This is a genomic window from Vibrio sp. V01_P9A10T6, from assembly GCF_963877065.1.
GTDB classification, from domain to species: domain Bacteria; phylum Pseudomonadota; class Gammaproteobacteria; order Enterobacterales; family Vibrionaceae; genus Vibrio; species Vibrio anguillarum.
The window spans coordinates 1-20,218 of record NZ_CAWNTB010000155.1; the positions used below are offsets into that span (position 1 = coordinate 1).

Sequence of the window (20,218 nt, forward strand, 5' to 3'; positions counted from 1 at the left end):
CTTATTTATGAGAACAAATGGCTGTTTTATTTATATACCTTACTACTTGACGTGGTTTGGGTGTAGTAGGCCATTCTATAAAAGGTAATGGAATAAAAAGATAAAGAATCAAGTGTCATTCCTAACGAATGAAAAGCACCACACACTTCTGGTTTTGAGAAAAAGCGTGGCACTCACTGCTCATTGGCTATTACTTTAAAAATCAACATCGATGAGAAAATCACCCTATTGAAGCTAGGTCCGATATAGAACTTTTACAACATGCCAACCAAACTTGGTTTTCACCAAATGGGGTGTCAGTACCTCTCCAGTGAAACAGATTTTATCAAATTGAGGTACCATCTGCCCCTGACGAAACTCACCCAGATCGCCCCCTTTTTTACCCGAAGGGCAGGTAGAATATTTTCTGGCTAATGTTTGAAATTTCGCTCCTTTTTTTAACTGAGCGATAATATCTTCAGCTTGTTCTTTATGCTTCACTAAAATGTGAAGAGCCGCTGCCGTTCTTGCCATCATTTTTCTCAATAAATTTGCTACTGCAAATAGTGTAACGGATGCTTTTCAAGAGTCCAACCCCAATGTAAGAGTGCAAAAGATCAATAAACATACGGTTATACTGTTTATTTGCATTTAACGCATTGCCGTCAGTAAGAGATCGTTTAGTATTAAGCATAAGAAACAACGTTGAGTAAGGTGTTATGGCTAAAACCCCCAGTAAGGCAAACCAATCCCAAGGCATGTTGATGTTCACATTGAACACTCAGAAACAGCTTTTTGCTATCGGGACTCTGAAAGTACGAGAGATTGTCCCTTACATGCCAATGACACAAATCCCATATTCTCATCACCATGTGATCGGAACGGTGACTATCCGTAACTTGACGGTACCTGTCATTGATATGGCTGCCGCCATTGGCTTTAGAGCAATTCAACCTAGCGAATATAAACAATGCTACTTAATCGTGACGGACTGCTTGCGAACCGTAGTTGCGTTTATGGTACGTAGCATTGAAAAAATCATCGAGTGTGACTGGCGAACAATCGAGTCTTCACCTGCAGTGGCGGGAAAAGACGTTTTTGTCACTGGTATAACCCGCTATCAAAAACAGATTGTGCAGTTACTTGACGTCGAATTATTACTTTCAAAAATTTATCCACAGTATGAATCAACTAAGATCCCGATGCTGACTGATATTGAACGTGAGCGATTAAAAGCATTGCGTATTTTACTGGTGGATGATTCATCTATTGCACGTAAACAATTGTCAGATGCCTTAGACAGTATCAACATCCCTTACCAAATCTGTAAAAATGGGCTTGATGCCATTGAGCTGATGCGTCAAGACGCTCAACATCAACGTGCGATCGATTTGCTGGTCAGTGATATTGAAATGCCGGGCCTCGATGGATATGAACTGGCCTTTGAGGTTCAAAATGATCCAATGCTGAACCATGCTTATTGTATTCTTCACACCTCGCTTTCCAGTGAGATCTGTTTGGATAGAGCTCACCAAGTCGGAGCCCACGAAGCTTTGGAAAAATTTAACGCGACAGAATTGATAGAAGCGATGCTGCGTGGCGCAAAAAAACTGGAACAACGTAAGGATAGCGCTTAATCAAGTTTTGCTTGCACAAACAGAGCCTGAAGCGCTTCTCTATCTGATTTTTTCAGTTTACTCACTACAAGCTGATAAGAGCGTTCACATAATTCCTCTAACATCATCTGGTCAACATCTCCGTTTAACTTAACGGAGATCCAGTGTCTTTTATTCATATGATAACCAGGACGAATAGCGGAAAAGGCACTGGTCAGAACTTCACCATCTTCGGGAGTGCACTTCAATGTCACAAACGGCTCTTCTCTCGACTGAGAAGTATAGGCAAACATTTTACCGCGAATTTTGAAAACCAACGCGTCAGGACCAAACGGATAGCTACTTTCTACCTGAGGTAAAATATCCAAAAATGATTCAATATCATACATCTCCATCTATTACTCCTTGATTCAGTAACCAACTTATTTTAATCATTCAGCGATTCAATATATAAAAAACCCCCTACTATGTCTGTCTGTTGTGTTTGATCTACATCAAGAATCGATTGTTCACCGTAAATAAAAATTCAACTTCAAACTTTAGTTGCATTTTTTTAGCGCATAACTTTGGGATATCCGCTAATCTTAGCGGTATGAATATCTGTGACTGTCTATTAATTTTACGATAATGACCAGCGACGACTTTAAGAGATCTACAGCCAATTTAAAAAAAGCAGTACCGTTGATGATGAAAAATCATGTGGCGGCGACACCTGCTAACTATGCACTTTGGTATACCTATGTTGACAACGCCATACCTCAACTCAATCGAGAACTCGATTCTGTATTGGAAAACTTTGGCCTTTGTCCTCCCGCGGCAAGCTCTCAACTCTATAACAGCTATGTCGCATCGCGCTCTGAAACCAGTTTAAGCACGCTACGCAACAACATTGAAGTGTTAGTCAATGAAGTCGCAAGTTCAATGTCAGATACCCTAACCGATACCAGCGAATTTGCCAGAGTGATTGATAAAAGTTTTAGTGAATTAGAACGAGTCGAAAACGATGATTTATCGATCGAAGAGGTGATGAAAGTGGTTCGCCAATTGGTCACTGAATCGCGAGATATTCGCCATTCAACTCAGTTTCTAAATGGTCAACTTAATAGTGCCAGTAAAGAAATTCATCGACTGAAAGAGCAGCTTGCCGAGGTGCAAAAAGAGGCTTTATTCGATGGATTGTCCGGTTTATATAACCGCCGTTCGTTCAATGATGATCTCTTTACCCTAATAAGCGCGCAGCAACCAATAAGCCTGATCTTATTAGATATCGATCACTTCAAATCTTTTAATGACAATTATGGCCACCTATTTGGTGACACCGTCATCAAAGGCATCGCTAAAAAGCTTCAGAGTAGCTGTCGAGATGGTATTACCGCCTACCGATTTGGCGGTGAAGAGTTCGTTTTAATTGTTCCAAATAAAACACTGCGCATTGCCAGACAGTTTGCAGAATCACTGCGCCGTTCGATAGAAAAAATGAGCGTGAAGGATCGCCGTTCAGGAAACCAAGTTGGTAATATTACCGCCTCTTTTGGTGTGACAGAATTACAACTAGGTGATACGTCCGAGTCTTTGATAGAAAGAACCGATAAACTGCTCTATGAAGCAAAACAATTAGGCCGCAACCGTGTTATGCCGCTTTAATCGCTTCAACCTCTTATGGGTAGCTGAAAAGCAATCACAAGTTCCATAAACCTCAATTTATGGATAGAAAAGTAAAAGGGGCGCCACGCCCCATTTAATCCCAATACGCATCTATAACCTAAGCAAGGTTAAAACTGTAGTTTAAGTAATAGTCTTCACCATCTTTTGCGGTGTACTCCTTATCTTCACTACAAGCTTGAGGCTTACCCTTTTCATCACCTTTGACTAGGCTTACCCAGTGGCGCATTGCGGCGCTGGGCATTTCTTCCACCGATTGGGTAAATGTGGTACACGTTTCTAACTGAATATCATTAATCTCTATCAGTTCAACGCGTCCAGTCCCTTTAGTGCAGCCTAACATCACTTCAACATGGCTACCACTTCCATCACGGAACAAGATCGAACATGGTGACTCCTTTTCACCATTGAAGGCAACAAAATGTTTTGGATGCTTCAAACCACTATGACGCCCATCCTTGAAATAAGCCAACACATGGCGGTAATCGATCACATAACTGGTCACATCTTGATGAGAGCCCGTCGCCAAAGGGAACAATCTATCGAGTAGTTGCTTCGCTCTACTCTGCTTTTCATTTTGTTGATTAGCACTGATAGTCTCGACGGCGAAGACGGCTTCAGCGATAAAGGGTTTATCTAGTTTTTGGATTTCTGTTTTATCGAATGTCAGCATATTCATCGTCTTTTCCTTATAGGTAACTCAACATTTTGTGTTCTAGAGCAATTATTCCAAACTTGCGTTTAACCTTTGTGCAAATTTGTGACCTTGCTTACTTGGTAGATTAACCAATTTTTTACTACAATTTCACAACAAAAATTTTACAGTGTGAATTTTACAAAATGGCCTTATCAAAAAGCTTAGTTCGTCAGTCACATTTCTTAGGGACAAAAGTCAGAAACTTAAGAAAGCGTAATCACCTAACGATGGAAGATTTATCGGCACGCTGTATTCGTATCAACCCAGAATACGCCCCCTCCGTTTCATACCTTTCGATGATTGAGCGTGGAAAACGGGTGCCTAGTGTTGATATGTTGGAGGTCATTGCCCAAGTTTTCCAAAAAGATCCCGCTTGGTTTTTAGATGATGAACCAGGTCAAACGGATATTACTCCTGACAAGGGTAACAGAGGTGGGATCAGCGGTATGGCTCTTGAACCTAGCTTTTTATTCTCAAATGATATTTTACAAATCGCGATCCCAGAGATGCTTTCCCAAACCGGGATCACTGGCAAACAGTTTGCTCATCTATTGATCCGTGCTCACCAAGAGAGTTTACAAAACCACTTCCCAGATCTTGAGCGAGCGGCAGAAGAAGTGGGTTTAAAACGCTTAAACTTAGCTGTTGAAGATCTTATCGACATCGCCAAAAGCCTTGGTTTGGTTATCCGCTGGGTCACGAGAACCCCGCAAGATGTTGTTGATGAGCTTGGTGTTAGCGCCAAACAACTTATTACCTCTTTTTTTGAACCACCATGCACGATCTACCTCAATGAAATTCTACGTGAGTACCCAACTCGCCTAAAGTACGACCTCGCGGTGTATATTGGCCACAATATTCTGCACAGCAAAGAGGGACTAAAAAGTGTCTTAACGGTTGGCCACACAAACAGTTGGGAAGAAACGCCTGATGCCACCGCCACCTGCGAATTAAATTCCCAAGATATCCTTCAGGCATGGCGAGATTTTGAATCGAGTTTTTTTGCTGGCGCACTACTGTGCCCCAAAGTGCCTTATCGACAACTTCTTGATCGCAGCGGCTACGAAATCGATGTACATTTGAAAGCAGGGGTTTCTCCTTCTGTTGCGATGAGACGCATGACGGTCGTGTCACCCTATCCGCATTGGCACTATTTCGATGCTTATGGTGAAGGCAAATTAAAAGCGGTTTATCGTGGCAATGGGATCCCTCTACCGTGGGGAAATATGCGTAAAGTGAATGACCCTTGCCAGCATTGGGCCGTGTTTAGACGTCTTTCAGAGCCGAAAAGTGGCAGCTCTGCGCAAATTTCGATTTTGAATGTAGGTGATGAGCCGAGAATATATTGCTGTGAATCCGTCAATATGATCGATCCAGCAGGCAATAATCGAGTGCTATGCGCTGGAATAGATTTGAATCCAGCCATCAATGCACAAGGTGGGGATGCTCACTCAATTGCTGAGGAGCTTAAAGCGTTATGCGTCAGCAACGGCGGGAGCTCTCTTATTCCAAGACACATCAAAAAAGATCTCACGACTATTGCTAAAATTCTTAATATTAATTGGATTGAACGCGGAATTGAAAATAATGCGCGCTTAATCTGCTCACGCGGTGCTGTCTGTCCAAGAAAACCAAGCTGCTATGAGAAATGTGCTGGCTAGTTGCAGAGCATAAAAATAAAAAAAGCCAATCACAAAAAGTATGATTGGCTATTAATAAGTGTGAACAAAAATAAGGTTCACTAACAACGTCAGTTGGCTAGGTGACCCTCGGCTTAGAAGGGTCACTTACTATATAGCAGGATACATGCCAACTTTAAAACTGCCAAAAACACCTTATCTGTCTACTTTATGAGCGGTTTCATTACAACGTGTCGCATAATAAATTTGCATTTTGCAATTAAATTTCAAAATGCAAATCTGAATAAATAATTTAGTAGTACTGCTGCCTCTTTTCTTGATACATCCGCTCATCAGCCAGTTTCAACATCGCATCCACATTATCAAATTCTGGGCTAAATGCGGCTGCGCCTACACTGACATGTAGGTTAATTAAGTGCTGCTCATAAATGACTGGCGCATTACACAACGCACTTTTTATTTTGAGACTGATCCGCTCAATATCATCGTTGTCCGATACTCGAGACAGCAAAACCAGAAACTCGTCACCGCCAATGCGTGCAACTAAATCCGAAGAACGCAATACGCTTTTCACTCGCTCGGCACAAGCAATCAACACCTTGTCACCCGCCGCATGCCCATAGGTGTCATTGATCGATTTGAACTTATCAATATCAATGTTGAGGATCACAAAACCAGCCGATTGGTCCATTTTGATAGCCTGCTCAAAATATCGATCAAGCGTATACATGAAGTACCGACGGTTAGGAAGCTGAGTTAATTCGTCATGAAGTGCTCTTTCATTAGCAATAGAGTACAAGCGATATATCGTAATAAACGCCGCAACCAACAAGATTAAGATCGGATAGCCTAGCAACCGTACAATGTGAACCTGATACCAAGACACTTGACCTAAAACATCGCTTTTCTGCGCAACAGCAATTTCCCAGCCGCCATAGGGAAAATGAACACTTTGTTTTGCAAAAGCTTTCGTGAACACCTCTTGTTCACCAAAAAATACCTCGCCTTCCGAACCAGTACTGTCTACCCCACGTATCGCCAAATTAAAGCGGTGAGTAAAACGTTCAACGCCAGTGGAAAGTAATAGCGAATCTAAATCGATCACGACACTGCATACTCCCCAATATTGTTGGTTATCAGGAGGGTCAGTAAATATAGGAATCCGAGCAACAAGGCCTCGCCCACCTTGAACCAGGTTCACAGGGCCTGCAATGAAGATCTCTTGGATCTCCCTTGCTTTTAAGATTGTGGCCCATTGTTTGGGAACGGTACGGTAATCTAAGCCTATTGTTTTGTGATTTCCGCTCAATGGATAGGTGTAACGAATCACATCATCAGGCGCAAGCCCAATCACGCGCAAATGTCTACCTTCATGTAAAATATTAGCCGCAATTTTTTCCCAATCTTCGAACTGAGAATGGGCGTTAATCGCAATTAAGCTGGTTAACCCATTTGCTACATAGATGTCAGACAAAATGGCAGCTTCTAACTGAGCTCGAATAATCGAAAGCTCTTCCTTTGCTCTGGTTTGAAGATTATCTCGGATAAAACTTCGTTGATTGAAGTTGATAATTTCGATCAACCCTCCACAAAAAATGATGAAGGCAACGAGAAGCAAATTGACAGACCACTGTTTGCCTGAGATATGTCTCATGCAACTCTCCCTCACTAGCCTGTAGCGATCACTACATGTGTATGGTTTTACTTGCTCTATTTAGAATAGTGCTTCTTACTTAAGATTAACGTAATTAATGAGGGAATACCCAAATTAATTACAAATTTGTTGATATAACCAAATGAACTCGTAGCTTTTTGCTAACATAGTAATATTTTAATTCATCAATTTGCATAGCGTAAAAAGCACAATCAGCTAAACGCATTATCCTAACGACGGCTCAAAGCGGTCATTTTACGCATACCTGACACATCACCAACAATAATAAATCTATGGAATGCTAATATTATTATGAATATTAGCTTAGAGGTGTGTTTTCATCATGTTATTAAAAAAGAGTGGCCTATTTTTGGGATTAGCTATTGCATTGTGGCTGCCTGCCTCTGGCTATGCAGAGCCGGCGCCAACAACGAATAACACTTTTTCTGAATCTGCGGAGCTTATTCGTCAAACTTATGAAGAGCAACTTTTCACATTGCCGGCATTCAAAGAGGGGCACTATGGGTTACGGATGTATCGCCAAACTCTAGACCCTAAATATTCAGCAGCGGTGTGGAGTGATCTTGCTCGCGTAGCAAGCCGACTTAATCAATTTTCCGCAGAAGTTTCAACTGCTGAACAGGTTTTTCTCTACTCTGAGCAACGTTTGGCTGGATACCTCGATGACGAAGATGAACGCAGCCAATTACGCTATATCGCCACTAAACATATGCCAGAATACCTCTACTTAGGCGTCGACCTATTAGGCTCTATGGCCCGTGCCAACGAATATGGTTTGAAACATAAAGAAGATCAGCTTTTGCGCCAAGTGATCCGCCGTTATGATTTTACTAAGTACGCCACTGATGAAGAAATGATTAAAGCGTGGGCCGCACAACTTGCTAACCAAGTCTATTGGTTACGCCAGTTAGGTGAACAAGATGTCGTACAACCATTCATTGATAGCTTTAGGAAAACATACCCAGATTCTGCTGATAAAGCACTCTCTGCGCAACAATATGGCAATAAGCTGTATGGCATGACACACATTATTTTTGCCGATTCAGAATACTATCAAAATCCCATTAAAGAGCAGCAGCATCAATGGATCTTCGACTACTTTCGCAATAATATCGATACCATTTTGCTAAGAGCGAAGGAAGATGTGGTTGCTGAAGTTGGGATCACTTTTCTACTCGCAGGTTTAGAAAAAGATCCTGTTGTAGAAAAAACTCGTCTCGCAATTCAACAAGCGATTGATAAAAAGAAAGGGATGATCCCCTCTACCTCAGGTGTGTTTGACCTTGCCGACGGAGAGCACCGCAATGTACTTGCCATTATGTTACTTGACTGGCAGAAAACCAACCAAGCGCCCACAGTGAAAAATAATCCTAAGGTATTTTCTAGCCTGCCTTATGGGCTCATCAGACAGTAACAATAAGCGGGTTAAGCTGATTTAAGCTGGTTTGACGATACTGAGGATTTAAATAGCTTCGGGATAAGAATTCCAGTAAAAGTTGCCATCACAATCAAGCCCAACCCTACCATTTGTGTTGGCAAGTACTGCACATTAAAAAACAACTGTTGCCATAATGCGGTAAAAAGCAAATTGGTAAAAATCAACGGAGCGAGCTGCGAGCCAGAGTGTGCCAGACGGTAGGCTTTGGCTCGAAAAATTTGAGTGTTGATGACTAATATAGAAACTCCGCTCAAGGCAGTAACCACGGCTAACTGCTGCAAGCTGCCCCAGGTTTGTTGAAGTACATTCGCGTCCGAGGTAGGAAGAAATAACAAAGGCAGTAATAAGATTGCTGCACACACAAACGTCCAAGCATTGATATCAATAGATCGCATATTACTTTTCGTCGCTCGATATAAGCTTAACTGCGATCCCGCATTCAGCGCTCCCGCAAGTAAACCGACCAATAACTCCATTCGTAAATGGATGCCCGAAACATCGCCAGCCAGCAGTAACACCCCGATAAATGTAATGGCCAAGCTCACAACCGTGCCTGCTTTCATCACTACACCAAATATTAATTTTTCTAACAAAGGAATAAACAGTGGACCAGTGCTAAACAATACGACACTTTCCACCAAAGAAAGGTGCTGAAGTGAGTAAATAAAACAGAGCTGACAGCCTGCAATGCATACTGAGCGAACCCACAGAGCCCGTTTCATACCTTTGGGAGGAAAACGGAAATGAGTCAAGCTCATTACTCCCAACAATATAAGCGCGGGGACTAAAAATCGGAGAAAACTGAGACTTTGTAGCGGTATCTCATGTGCAAGAAACTTAGACAGTAGCCCTGTCAATGACAAGCTAAATGTGGAGGACAACATAAATAATGGGGCCAAAATTCGTGGGTTCATACAACTCTCCTCTAGTACAGCCATCATAGAACAATGACGAAAGGAAAAATAACGAGTAATATTAACCAAACCTGTAAGAGAAACTTACCAATGCGAAAACTACCTCCGCTCAAGTCACTCTACTCATTTATTGCCGTAGCAGAAACAGGCAGCATGACAGATGCAGCAAAGCACCTTAATGTTAGTCATTCAGCCATCAGTCAATCAATAAAAGCATTAGAGAACCAGCTAAACCAGCCGCTATTCAATCGCGTTGGGCGTCACGTCGTACTCAATAATGCTGGTCAAAAATACTATCGGAGAATTGCGCCTGCTTTGGAGCAAATCGTTGAAGCAACTGAAGTGCTTATGAGAGATGAGCGCCATAACCGACTGACACTCAACATGGTCAACTCATTAGCGCTGCACTGGTGGATACCACGAGTTAACCGCTTTCAAGAGCATGCGCCACATATAGACGTGAGAATATCGAGTTTAACAGGCACTTTTTCTCTAACATCAGAGAACGTTGATATCGCGATTGTTCATGGTAAACAAGATGAGTGGCAAGACTACTATTGTGAGAAACTTGCCGAAGATGAATTGGTGCTGGTATGCAGCCCTGAACTCATAAAACCTGACCTCATAAAGCAAGGTGATAAGCAGACGCTTTCATCCATACTTAAATGCCACCCAGCGATTATCGCTGTGAACGAGCGCCGCAAAAAAGACTGGCAAATTTGGTGCGATGCTTATCAACTTACCATGCCAGCAAGTCGCAAAAACCTATCATTTGTCTCTTCAGCACAAGCTGTACAAGCTACTATCCGCCAATTAGGTATTTTCGTTACCCATCGCCTCTTTGTAAAAGATGACATCAAGTTAGGCCTACTACAAGAACTCGGTTCCGCAGTGACTAATCCCTATCAAGACTATTACTTCGTTTGTGCCAAAGAGCAACTGAAACAAGAGAGTATCTTAGTGCTAAGAAGTTGGATCAAAAAAGAATTTGTGATGTGACTAAATTTGCGATGTAACTACAGGACGGCTTAGATTTTTTTGCTATATCCACATTTGCTTATATTCATTTTTTTATAAAAAAATAATGGCTTAAATAATGGCTTATTTGGACAACGTTAAAATAATCGACAAAACATGCTGATAATACAATAAGTTATAAGACCATTGAACACGGATTATTAATAGCCTAATGACTTAACGAAAACGCCAAATGATTAGCCATTGTATTTTTTAACTGACGCCATGCACTTCGTCCGCAAAACTCTGTTATTTATTCTAGACTTAACTCGGTATCTAATACTTTAGGATAGCATCGAGATCGAGTATGACTGAACTGGTAGGTAGACATTTAGAAGAGATGGCCAATATGCGAGCGTCACGCAAGCGTAGGGTCGTTGCCTTATGCTCGTTTGTGTCTGTGCTACTTTTCGCCTTTTATGGCATTCTTCATTTTCTTGAACAGCAATATTACCTGAGCACTTTTAATTTATTATGCTTGATCGCCATTGCCTCTAATTACCTTTATTTCTACCATCACTCTGATAACACCTCCTATGCCGATTTATTCCTCAGTGCCATCTTGTTAACAAAAGGGGTCATATTACTACTATATGGACAGCATATGGTCGGCAATGTGCTGTGGTTGTTTCCAATTATTGCGGCGGTGATCTTCATTAATGACTTTCGAATAGGCTTAGTTTTTAGCTGTAGTTTCTTTATGCTAATTGGCGTCTCAGTACAACTCTCCGGTGCCGATATTCTTCCTCAATATCTCCCCATAGATCGGTTTTTTCTCAGTCTCATCGCACTCTGTTGCATGTGTCATATTTCCTCTTACTACTACAACAAAGCGGTTTGCTATATCCAGCATCTTTATCAAGAGGGAATTGAAGACCTTGCCTACACCGACCAACTGACTGGGCTCGCCAATCGTTGGAGTTTCGAAACTTGGGCACGTGAAAAACTCTCCCAGCAGACTGATAAAAAAACCATCACCGCACTCGTCTTTCTAGACATTGATAATTTCAAATCCATTAATGACAGCTACGGACATGAGGTCGGGGATCGAGTCTTGCAATATTTCGCCAACCGTTTAAAAAACAACGTCCGAAATAAAGACCGGAAGACCGATAAACACGATTACTCCATCGCGAGATTTGCCGGAGATGAGTTCGTGCTACTACTTTACGATATCAAAACGGTTAAGGATTTGGATGGCGTTCTCAACCGGATTTGTTATCTGTTTGAGGATAAATATCAAGGCTCAGAAATGATCAATAACCTCACCGTCAGCATCGGCGCTGCTTTGTTTCCTTCTGATGCTGATAACTTGGCCGAGCTAACTCGGTGCGCAGACAAAGCGATGTACGCAGCAAAACACAACGGCAAAAATCAATATCAGTATTACCAACATATTTCACTTGACCATACTGAAGCATCTACTGCAACCCATTCAGCAACAGTGACACCAATAAAGAAAGCTAGCGAGTCATATACATAATCCACAAACCTACTGCACATACCACCACCATCCATGCGGCGTAGCGTGCTGTATTAGGTTTATTTGGTTTAGGGTGAATCACTGGCCTCATTGCCGCACGCCTTGCTGCTTCAACAATGGAAACGTCTTTATCACTGAGCTGTTCAAGCGTATCGCGATTTTTCTGCGCTTGATTAGCCACCTTGGTAAATCGGTGCATCTGCTCAAGCGTAAAATCCTCTTTGGGATCATAATGCGGATTCTGATCTTCATGTTTGGGCAACATAGACATTGGGCATCCTCCTCGTGATCCAACCTACTTTAATTATAGCCCCCCTCAAGATATGTTCGAATTTCTCGACGAAGACCTTCAAAACACAGCGCTCTTCTTTATCAGCACCTTGTCTTAGACTGATGTTATACCGACAAGGAGAATCATTATGCTAACGCAACGTGAAATAAAACAGATAATCCCCGCACAACCCACTTCGGATGGAGATGGCGTAAAAATTAGCCGCGTTGCTGGCTTTAATAACGCTAATTTTTCACCATTTTTAATGCTCGATGAATTTAAATCTGATCAAAAAGCCGATTATATTGGCGGATTCCCTCCTCATCCACACCGAGGAATCGAAACTCTCACTTATATGCTAAATGGGCATTTCCAACATCAAGATCATATGGGTAATGTCGGTGAATTACGCTCTGGAGGTGCCCAATGGATGGCCGCAGGAAGAGGTGTTATTCACAGCGAGATGCCAATCATGAATGAAGGTCAGTTGCACGGTTTTCAGATTTGGATCAATCAGCCTGCTAGCCAAAAAATGGTGCCAGCGCAATACCACGACTTTCAACCCGAAACCATTACCGAATACCACTCCCAAGAGGCTGGCCTGCTGAGAGTACTTGCGGGTGATGTCACTTGTGGCAACCAGATAGTAACAGGCCCATTAACAAAAACGGGCGTTAAATTGAGTGTGGCCGACTGGCAAGCAACACCGGGTAGCCAATTAGAGATCGCCACTCCAAATCACTTTAATGTCATGGCATTTACCTACAAAGGCAATGCACAGCTAGGCAGTAAAGTGTTGAAGCAAGGCGAGCTAGCGTTGCTCTCAAAAGGTGAGTTCTTAACATTAAAAGCCAATGATACGAGCGGAGTATTGTTGCTAATGGGGCAACCCATTGATGAACCTGTCGTGCATTATGGGCCGTTTGTAATGAACTCATTTTCTGAGATAGAACAAGCAATTAAAGACTATAACTCAGGTGTGTTTGAACAGTATTAACCATAGGGTAGCCATCCGGCTGATCTTAAGTGTCATTTTGGGGTTCTCAGAAAGTTTGCCTATACTCAAGTAGTAAATTTGACGAGAGGCACGAAATATGTGGGTATTGACTAGAAATATTCTCATTTCATTGGCAGCAGTGCTGATCAGCTCAACGCTTTTTGCTAACACCCTTAAAGCTGATTTTAGGCATCGACCACCAGAAATGGTGATCAGTCCAGATGGTCAAAAAATCAGCGGCCCATTAAAGGAAATCATTGAAGAAGCAGCAAAAAATATAGGCTTCGATATCGAGTGGCGAAACATTCCATTTCCTCGCAGCCTTGCTACTTTAGAAAATGGTACTGTTGACATTGTTCCACGTGTCATACGAACAACAGACAGAGAAGCATTTGTTCGCTTTATCGGTCCTATAAGTGAGCAAACACGGAATATTGTTTTTGTCACTCGCAGTGATGGGCCAGCAATCAACAATTATCAAGATTTACGAGAGCTGAATGTCGGTGTGAAAAGAGGTACCGCTTATTTCGAAGCGTTTGATCAAGACAAAGAGATAAATAGAACGGTTGTTAATGATGACTTCAACCTAGCAAGAATGCTAGAGGCAAAGAGAATAGATACCGTTATCGTATTGGATTTACCTGCGCTAGAAGTGGAATTAAAAACAATCAATTTTAGTAACTACCAAGTAGCAACCTACTACTATCCAAACACTATCGGCAACTATTACGGTATGCCTAAAAGCCATCCACAAGCGGATGCATTACAAGACGCTCTGTCTGAAATGGTAAAAAGTGGAAGGATCGAAGCCATCTATGCAAAATTTGGCTTAACAGCTCAATAAGAAATAGGGCTTTTAAGCCCTATTTCAACTACAAATATTCGCACAAATAAGCTGTTGCTTCGGCAACTTTCAAATCAAAGGACGAATTCTCAGCGACTTCAAAAGATTCATTCGCTTTAAATGTAGACCAATGTTCATCCCCTAAACGCTTTATCGTTAACGAACCTTTGATGACTGTCATACGCTCAGGAGCCGCCGTGCCAAAGGTGTATTCGCCAGGAGCCATTACGCCCACCGAACTGTCACCACTTTGGTGAGCAAAACCTAAAGATTTAACCGCCCCATCGAAGTATGTGTTTTCTTTGATCATTTCTCTTCCTTGTAAAATAAACCACCAAAATATGGTGAATAACACGTTTGTAAGCCGTTTTATCTGAAATCGTAAAAATACACAAGTGGCAATTGGGATTAAACAAATAGTGAAACGCGACCTATACTGATCGGTAAGTCAACAAAATTCATGGTGCAATGTTCATCTTGTCATCCATTAGTACTAGTTTTGGAAAAAAGATCATATTTTCCAGTGTGACATTTGCTAAACCACACGACATATTCCACTCTCTAACCTTGTTTTAATTGGTTAGCCTTACCGGTACTAGTCGCTGATTGCTTACGTTATGGAGTGGGAATGGCAGTTAAGGGTTTCACGCATGCAAATAAAGCCTCTTCAGGTCACCCTATGAAAAAAAAGTGGGTATTAAAAAGTCTTTTTTGGATAGTGCTGTTCACTATCGCAGCTAGTTTTGCCACTTTACTTTTAGTGAGCTATCAAGAGTATACAAGCCCCAAAAATGTCTATGGTTCATGGATCGAAATCGGTACACCTAGCTATAGCACTGAGGTTCTAACTCTCAATTCAAATGGCGTGTTTCGAAATAATCGCTTAGTCAGCACTCAGTTTGAATATGATGGGGATAAAATTGTGATTAACACTGGTAGTGGCGTGACCATTTACCAACTTGCTGGGACAACAAACTCCCCTCAACTCAAGCGTATTGAACCTGTCATGCCTTTACAACGCTTTATCAAACAAGGCTATGAAAGCACGGTAGAAAACGATGAAAACGGCGACCCAAGTAAAAATCGTCGTTCAGCATTATCTGAGCACTTTTCACAACCATAGCGCTTAAAGTGACGCGATCAGAGCTGAGTCTAAATAGAAAAGCCCCCGGATCGGGAGCTCTGTTGATACTTTATATTATAGAGTGACGCCGTATTTAGCGTGAGCGACGAGCCTCTACGGCATCAGCCAACTGACGCAATACCACTTCAGTGTCATCCCAGCCAATACATGCATCCGTAATCGATTGACCATAAGTGGCCGCACAACCATCCACGAGATCCTGACGTCCTTCAACGAGATGAGACTCAATCATCACACCAAAAATAGCATGTTCACCCGATGCAATCTGCTCACTCACATCTTGTGATACCACCAGTTGACGCTGGTACTGTTTAGAGCTGTTTGCGTGGCTAAAGTCAATCATCACTTTTTGTGGTAAACCGGAGATTTCTAGTTCCTGCTTGATAGCCGCGACATGTTGAGCGTTGTAGTTTGGCTCTTTACCACCTCGTAGAATGATATGGCAATCAGGGTTGCCTGCCGTTTGAATGATGGCCGAATGACCATACTTAGTGACCGACAAGAAATGGTGCGATGCACTGGCAGAGCGAATCGCATCAGAAGCGATTTTGATATTGCCATCTGTCCCATTTTTGAACCCAACCGGACAAGATAGACCCGATGCGAGCTCACGGTGAACTTGAGATTCTGTTGTACGAGCACCAATAGCACCCCAACTGATAAGGTCAGCCACATACTGCGGTGTGATCATATCCAAAAATTCGCTCGCTGTTGGCATCCCCATATCGGTCAAATCAAGCAGTAACTTACGCGCCATGCGTAAACCATCGTTAATTTTATAGGTATCATTTAAGTAAGGGTCGTTAATGAGCCCTTTCCATCCGACGGTCGTCCGAGGTTTTTCAAAATAGACACGCATGACAATTTCAAGGCGATCACCTAGTTCATCACGTAACACTTTAAGACGTTTTCCATATTCAACAGCCGCTTGAGGATCATGAATTGAACATGGGCCAATGATCACCAATAAACGGTCATCTTTATCTTGTAGAATATTGTGAATGGCTTCACGAGCCTGAAATGTGGTTGAAGAAGCAACTTCTGTTGCTGGAAACTTCTCTAGAACCGCAACAGGGGGTAATAACTCTTTAACTCGTTTAATTTTTACATCATCAGTCTGAAACATTGCTTACTTCTTCCTTATTCTTTTCTACTGCCTACCGAACAACGGACAGGTTGGATCTATACGCAGCCTTGCTTTCGGCTCTCCCCTGTAACTTATCTACTAAAAACCACAACTTCAATCATTATTTTCAACAAAAGGCAATATTGGCTACTTTTTTACAAAATTATCATTGCGTAAAAAAATAGTTACACCTTTATACTGGAACCTACAAATTAACGCTAATATGAGCTTCGTAGGTGCATTATCTCGTTGATATTGCTAAGGTAGGTAGTAACAAAATAGCAACAAGATATTCAACCATGAATGCGATAGAGTTTGAAAAAGTAAACAAGTGGTACAATAATTTTCACGCTTTGAAAGACATTACTCTTCAGGTTCGTCGAGGGGAAATCTTAGTTGTTTGTGGCCCTTCAGGCTCAGGAAAATCAACATTAATCCGAACGGTCAATGGGTTAGAAGCTATCACCGCGGGCAAGATCACCCTGAACTCTAACCATTCCGACATCACACAGCCTGCGGGAAAAATCGGTATGGTTTTCCAGCATTTCAACCTTTTCCCTCACTTGACGGTGATTGAAAACCTTATTTTAGCTCCAATTCGTACACTGAAATTGAGTAAGCAAGCCGCAAGACAAAGAGCGAGCCATTTTTTACAGCGAGTGAATATTCTTGACCAAGCTGACAAATATCCGGTGCAATTATCTGGCGGTCAGCAACAGCGTGTTGCCATTGCACGCTCACTCTGTATGCAACCAGACATTTTATTGTTTGATGAACCCACTTCAGCTCTCGATCCTGAAACCATCCAGGAGGTGCTGGATGTCATGGTAGATCTTGCTCAAGATGGCATCACCATGATGTGCGTCACTCATGAAATGGGTTTTGCCCGAAAAGTAGCGGATCGCGTCATTTTTATGGATGAAGGAAGAATTCTCGAGATCGCTACGCCGGAAGAGATATTTCGTCAGCCAAAACACCCCAGAACTCAACAGTTTCTCAACCAAATATTGAGCCATTGATGATAAAAGTAATGATAAAACCGATCTTCTCCGCTCTAATACAGATAGTTCTATTGCTTGCGGGGATGGTATGGCTACTTGATTCTGGCGCACATGCTATGGGTTACCAGTGGCAATGGTATCGTGTGCCTGATTTCATCGCTTTTTACGACGAGGGTGAATGGTGGCCCGCGGAACTGCTCGAAGGGTTAGCCGTTACGGTGCAAATCTCAACGGTCAGCCTATTTTTTACGCTAGTCATTGGCTTAACAACCGCTTTGTTGAAGCTTTCCAATTCTGTGGTAGGGCGTTGGTTGGCCAATATTTATATTGAGCTTATCCGCAACACGCCGCTACTGGTGCAGATATACCTACTCTATTTTGTGTTTGGCCCAGTGCTGGGCTTAGATCGCTTCTCTACTGCCATTTTAGCTTTGGCACTGTTTCAAGGCGCTTATACTGCCGAAGTGTTTCGTGGTGGTTTAAACAGCATTCCGAAGGGACAGTTTGAAGCGGCACGAACATTAGGGCTTTCTCGTTTTTATACCTATGTTGATGTGATCTTACCGCAACTTATCCAACGTACATTACCTCCACTGACCAATGAAGTCGTGTCATTAATTAAAAACTCGTCTATCGTCAGTGTGATGGCTATTTTTGACTTAACCACTCAAGGTAGAAATATTGTCTCAGAAACGGCGATGCCATTTGAAATATGGTTTACCGTCGCTGCAATTTATTTACTGTTAACTCTGTCTTTATCAGGGTTTTCAGCATGGTTAGAACACAAACTCGGGGCGCAATGGCGCGCTCAATAATCATCCTTAAAAGGAGAACATCATGCAGCAATCTGAACCAAAAGCGTGGCAACGCGCTGGATTGAAGGCTATCGCCGCTCTATCGCTCGGGTTGACCATGTTACTAGGGATAACCATTTCCACACCCGCCTTTGCCAGTGAAACGCCTAGCCTTGATAAAATCACTGAACGAGGCACATTGCGTGTGGGTATGTCTACATTTGTGCCTTGGGCAATGCGCGACAAACAAGGCGACCTGATTGGCTTTGAAATTGATGTTGCCAAACGTCTTGCTGAAGATTCAGGTTGGAAAGTGGAATTTGTACCTACCGCGTGGGATGGCATTATTCCAGCACTCTTAGCACAGAAATTTGATGTCATTATCGGTGGCATGTCCATCACTCCTGAGCGCTCGAAAAGCGTACTCTTTACCACCCCCTATTCACATTCAGGAGTACAACTTGCCGCTAATCAGTCACTCGCTAAAGGATTTTCCACCATTGAAGACTTCAACTCTCGTCGAGTGACTATCGCTGCGCGACGCGGAGCATTTACCGTTCAAGTCGCTCGTGAAACCTTCCCCAAAGCCAAAATTCTGCAATTTGATGACGATGCACAAGCCTTTCAAGAAGTATTAAACGGCCAAGCACACGCCGTGATTGCGTCAAGCCCTAAACCTGAACATGAAACAGTGAAACACAGTGACAAACTGTTCATTCCTTTCAATGAACGGTTGTCCAAAGGGAACGAAGCGTTTGCCGTTCGCTTAGGTGAAGAGGACAAAAAAGCCTTTTTTGATCAATGGATTATTGAACGAACCAATGACGGCTGGTTAAGTGAACGCTACGAATATTGGTTCTCAACGCTAGATTGGCAAAACCAAATCGTCTCAGGGCAATAGCCTGAGGGGCGGATGTGAATAGAACAAAAACCGTGCTGTATGAAAAACGGAACCTTAAACCATGGCTACGATTATCGCTCAATAAGCTCGATTATGCGTTACTCGTAGTACTGTTAGGCTTTGTTATTTGGTTAACACACCGAGCCGAGCTTGGGGTGAATTATAATTGGCGTTGGCGAGAAGCTTTTGCTCTGATTTTCACCCCAACGAGCCATGGTGCTATCCCTTATTTCTTTCAGGGGTTAGTTGCTACTTTGCGCTTAAGTGTCTGGGCGATGGTGCTGGCCCTTGTGTTAGGCACACTGCTTGGCGTAGCACGCCACTCTCAGTTTTCGTGGTTCAGAATTCCGGCTAACGCTTTTGTGCAATTAGTTAGGAACATTCCGCCGCTGGTTTTCGTGTTCATTTTTTATTTTTTTGTCTCCAATCAACTGATCCCGTTGTTGGGCCTAGAAAACCTACTACGGGAACACCATGAGCCAACCAATGTCATTCAGCATTGGCTGTTTGGTCCTTCTCATCTATGGGAAAATTTGTTCTCTGGAATTGTGTGTATTGGGATGCTTTCATCGGCCTACATCGCTGAAGTTGTTCGTTCAGGTTTGGCCGGAATCGCTCAAGGTCAATGGGAAGCAGCGCACTCTTTAGGGCTGTCTCGATGGGTAAAATACCGATACGTCATTGCCCCTCAAGTATTGGCGGCGATCACGCCGGCTTTAGCTGGGCAAGCGATTTCTTTGGTCAAAGATTCTTCGATTGTATCGCTAATTTCAATTCAAGAAATGACGTTTGTTGGCACAGAAATCGCTAACTCTTCTGGGCTTATTTTTGAAATATGGTTGTTAGTGGGCGGTGCATACTTGGGTTTATGTTTAAGCCTCTCTTTACTGTTTAGGCGGCTCGAGCTACGCAGTTTACGCCATCTCTCGCTTCATCACTCTAACTAGATAACACTGAATTTGTCAGCGTCAGTTGCGCAACCAATCAAAGAGAAGCAACACGTGATGAGAAACAAAATA

21 protein-coding genes are annotated in these 20,218 nt (G+C 42.6%); 13 read left to right on the forward strand and 8 right to left on the reverse strand.

Annotation, left to right across the window (positions count from 1 at the left end; genetic code table 11):
* Window positions 1–234: 234 nt before the first annotated feature.
* The gene (gene ppiC, locus AACQ21_RS10195) at window positions 235–513 is read right to left on the reverse strand and encodes a peptidylprolyl isomerase PpiC (RefSeq protein WP_026027858.1); all 279 of its coding nucleotides are present in this window, start codon (window positions 511–513) and stop codon (window positions 235–237) included.
* 185 nt (window positions 514–698) lie between these two features.
* Here ppiC and AACQ21_RS10200 point away from each other — a divergent pair, with 185 nt between their 5' ends.
* Window positions 699–1,616 (forward strand): chemotaxis protein, encoded by a 918-nt coding sequence (locus AACQ21_RS10200; protein WP_105977538.1) that lies wholly within the window; start codon window positions 699–701, stop codon window positions 1,614–1,616.
* On the opposite strand, the gene AACQ21_RS10205 is transcribed toward AACQ21_RS10200, so the two are convergent.
* Window positions 1,613–1,990, reverse strand: coding sequence for an MmcQ/YjbR family DNA-binding protein (locus AACQ21_RS10205; RefSeq protein ID WP_017045994.1), 378 nt, complete (start codon window positions 1,988–1,990; stop codon window positions 1,613–1,615). The genes AACQ21_RS10200 and AACQ21_RS10205 overlap by 4 nt on opposite strands.
* A gap of 232 nt (window positions 1,991–2,222) precedes the next feature.
* Here AACQ21_RS10205 and AACQ21_RS10210 point away from each other — a divergent pair, with 232 nt between their 5' ends.
* Entirely contained in the window at window positions 2,223–3,239 is a 1,017-nt protein-coding gene (locus AACQ21_RS10210; protein WP_017045993.1) for a GGDEF domain-containing protein, read from the forward strand.
* A 118-nt stretch (window positions 3,240–3,357) separates the two neighbouring features.
* On the opposite strand, the gene AACQ21_RS10215 is transcribed toward AACQ21_RS10210, so the two are convergent.
* Window positions 3,358–3,936 (reverse strand): malate synthase, encoded by a 579-nt coding sequence (locus AACQ21_RS10215; protein WP_013868075.1) that lies wholly within the window; start codon window positions 3,934–3,936, stop codon window positions 3,358–3,360.
* 161 nt (window positions 3,937–4,097) lie between these two features.
* Between AACQ21_RS10215 and AACQ21_RS10220 the strand changes: the two genes are divergently transcribed.
* Window positions 4,098–5,615 (forward strand): DUF3612 domain-containing protein, encoded by a 1,518-nt coding sequence (locus tag AACQ21_RS10220; RefSeq protein ID WP_013868076.1) that lies wholly within the window; start codon window positions 4,098–4,100, stop codon window positions 5,613–5,615.
* Between the two features lie 271 nt (window positions 5,616–5,886).
* Here AACQ21_RS10220 and AACQ21_RS10225 read toward each other — a convergent pair whose 3' ends face one another.
* Window positions 5,887–7,263, reverse strand: coding sequence for a diguanylate cyclase (locus AACQ21_RS10225; protein WP_105977539.1), 1,377 nt, complete (start codon window positions 7,261–7,263; stop codon window positions 5,887–5,889).
* A gap of 328 nt (window positions 7,264–7,591) precedes the next feature.
* On the opposite strand from AACQ21_RS10225, the gene AACQ21_RS10230 reads away from it, so the two are divergent.
* Window positions 7,592–8,683 (forward strand): DUF3541 domain-containing protein, encoded by a 1,092-nt coding sequence (locus AACQ21_RS10230; RefSeq protein ID WP_105977540.1) that lies wholly within the window; start codon window positions 7,592–7,594, stop codon window positions 8,681–8,683.
* Between the two features lie 11 nt (window positions 8,684–8,694).
* Here the strand turns inward: AACQ21_RS10230 and AACQ21_RS10235 are convergent, their stop codons facing one another.
* On the reverse strand, window positions 8,695–9,621 hold the full coding sequence (locus tag AACQ21_RS10235) for a DMT family transporter (RefSeq protein ID WP_105977541.1): 927 nt from the start codon (window positions 9,619–9,621) through the stop codon (window positions 8,695–8,697).
* Window positions 9,622–9,711: 90 nt separating this feature from the next.
* Here AACQ21_RS10235 and AACQ21_RS10240 point away from each other — a divergent pair, with 90 nt between their 5' ends.
* Together AACQ21_RS10240 and AACQ21_RS10245 are read left to right on the forward strand one after the other, a co-directional pair.
* Complete coding sequence (locus AACQ21_RS10240) at window positions 9,712–10,620, forward strand: LysR substrate-binding domain-containing protein (protein WP_105977542.1); 909 nt, start codon at window positions 9,712–9,714, stop codon at window positions 10,618–10,620.
* A gap of 325 nt (window positions 10,621–10,945) precedes the next feature.
* A complete protein-coding gene (locus AACQ21_RS10245; RefSeq protein WP_013868081.1) occupies window positions 10,946–12,121 on the forward strand; it encodes a GGDEF domain-containing protein in 1,176 nt (391 codons plus the stop codon).
* Here AACQ21_RS10245 and AACQ21_RS10250 read toward each other — a convergent pair.
* Window positions 12,102–12,392, reverse strand: coding sequence for a hypothetical protein (locus AACQ21_RS10250; protein WP_013868082.1), 291 nt, complete (start codon window positions 12,390–12,392; stop codon window positions 12,102–12,104). The genes AACQ21_RS10245 and AACQ21_RS10250 overlap by 20 nt on opposite strands.
* Before the next feature lie 148 nt (window positions 12,393–12,540).
* Between AACQ21_RS10250 and AACQ21_RS10255 the strand changes: the two genes are divergently transcribed.
* Together AACQ21_RS10255 and AACQ21_RS10260 are read left to right on the forward strand one after the other, a co-directional pair.
* Entirely contained in the window at window positions 12,541–13,389 is an 849-nt protein-coding gene (locus tag AACQ21_RS10255) for a pirin family protein (protein ID WP_105977543.1), read from the forward strand.
* Between the two features lie 97 nt (window positions 13,390–13,486).
* Entirely contained in the window at window positions 13,487–14,233 is a 747-nt protein-coding gene (locus tag AACQ21_RS10260) for a substrate-binding periplasmic protein (protein WP_094133178.1), read from the forward strand.
* Window positions 14,234–14,261: 28 nt separating this feature from the next.
* Here the strand turns inward: AACQ21_RS10260 and ppnP are convergent, their stop codons facing one another.
* A complete protein-coding gene (ppnP, locus tag AACQ21_RS10265; RefSeq protein WP_026027338.1) occupies window positions 14,262–14,543 on the reverse strand; it encodes a pyrimidine/purine nucleoside phosphorylase in 282 nt (93 codons plus the stop codon).
* A gap of 369 nt (window positions 14,544–14,912) precedes the next feature.
* Here ppnP and AACQ21_RS10270 point away from each other — a divergent pair, with 369 nt between their 5' ends.
* Window positions 14,913–15,356 (forward strand): DUF2850 domain-containing protein, encoded by a 444-nt coding sequence (locus AACQ21_RS10270; RefSeq protein WP_026027942.1) that lies wholly within the window; start codon window positions 14,913–14,915, stop codon window positions 15,354–15,356.
* Window positions 15,357–15,450: 94 nt separating this feature from the next.
* Here AACQ21_RS10270 and aroG read toward each other — a convergent pair whose 3' ends face one another.
* On the reverse strand, window positions 15,451–16,503 hold the full coding sequence (gene aroG, locus AACQ21_RS10275) for a 3-deoxy-7-phosphoheptulonate synthase AroG (protein ID WP_105977544.1): 1,053 nt from the start codon (window positions 16,501–16,503) through the stop codon (window positions 15,451–15,453).
* A 299-nt stretch (window positions 16,504–16,802) separates the two neighbouring features.
* On the opposite strand from aroG, the gene AACQ21_RS10280 reads away from it, so the two are divergent.
* The 4 genes from AACQ21_RS10280 (at window position 16,803) to AACQ21_RS10295 (ending at window position 20,146) form a co-directional block, all read left to right on the forward strand.
* A complete protein-coding gene (locus AACQ21_RS10280; RefSeq protein ID WP_064626978.1) occupies window positions 16,803–17,522 on the forward strand; it encodes an amino acid ABC transporter ATP-binding protein in 720 nt (239 codons plus the stop codon).
* Window positions 17,522–18,319 (forward strand): amino acid ABC transporter permease, encoded by a 798-nt coding sequence (locus AACQ21_RS10285; RefSeq protein ID WP_105977545.1) that lies wholly within the window; start codon window positions 17,522–17,524, stop codon window positions 18,317–18,319. The genes AACQ21_RS10280 and AACQ21_RS10285 overlap by 1 nt, the downstream gene beginning before the upstream one ends.
* Window positions 18,320–18,416: 97 nt before the next feature.
* Window positions 18,417–19,199, forward strand: coding sequence for a transporter substrate-binding domain-containing protein (locus AACQ21_RS10290; RefSeq protein ID WP_105977551.1), 783 nt, complete (start codon window positions 18,417–18,419; stop codon window positions 19,197–19,199).
* Window positions 19,200–19,231: 32 nt separating this feature from the next.
* Complete coding sequence (locus AACQ21_RS10295; protein WP_181185602.1) at window positions 19,232–20,146, forward strand: amino acid ABC transporter permease; 915 nt, start codon at window positions 19,232–19,234, stop codon at window positions 20,144–20,146.
* Window positions 20,147–20,218 lie beyond the last annotated feature (72 nt).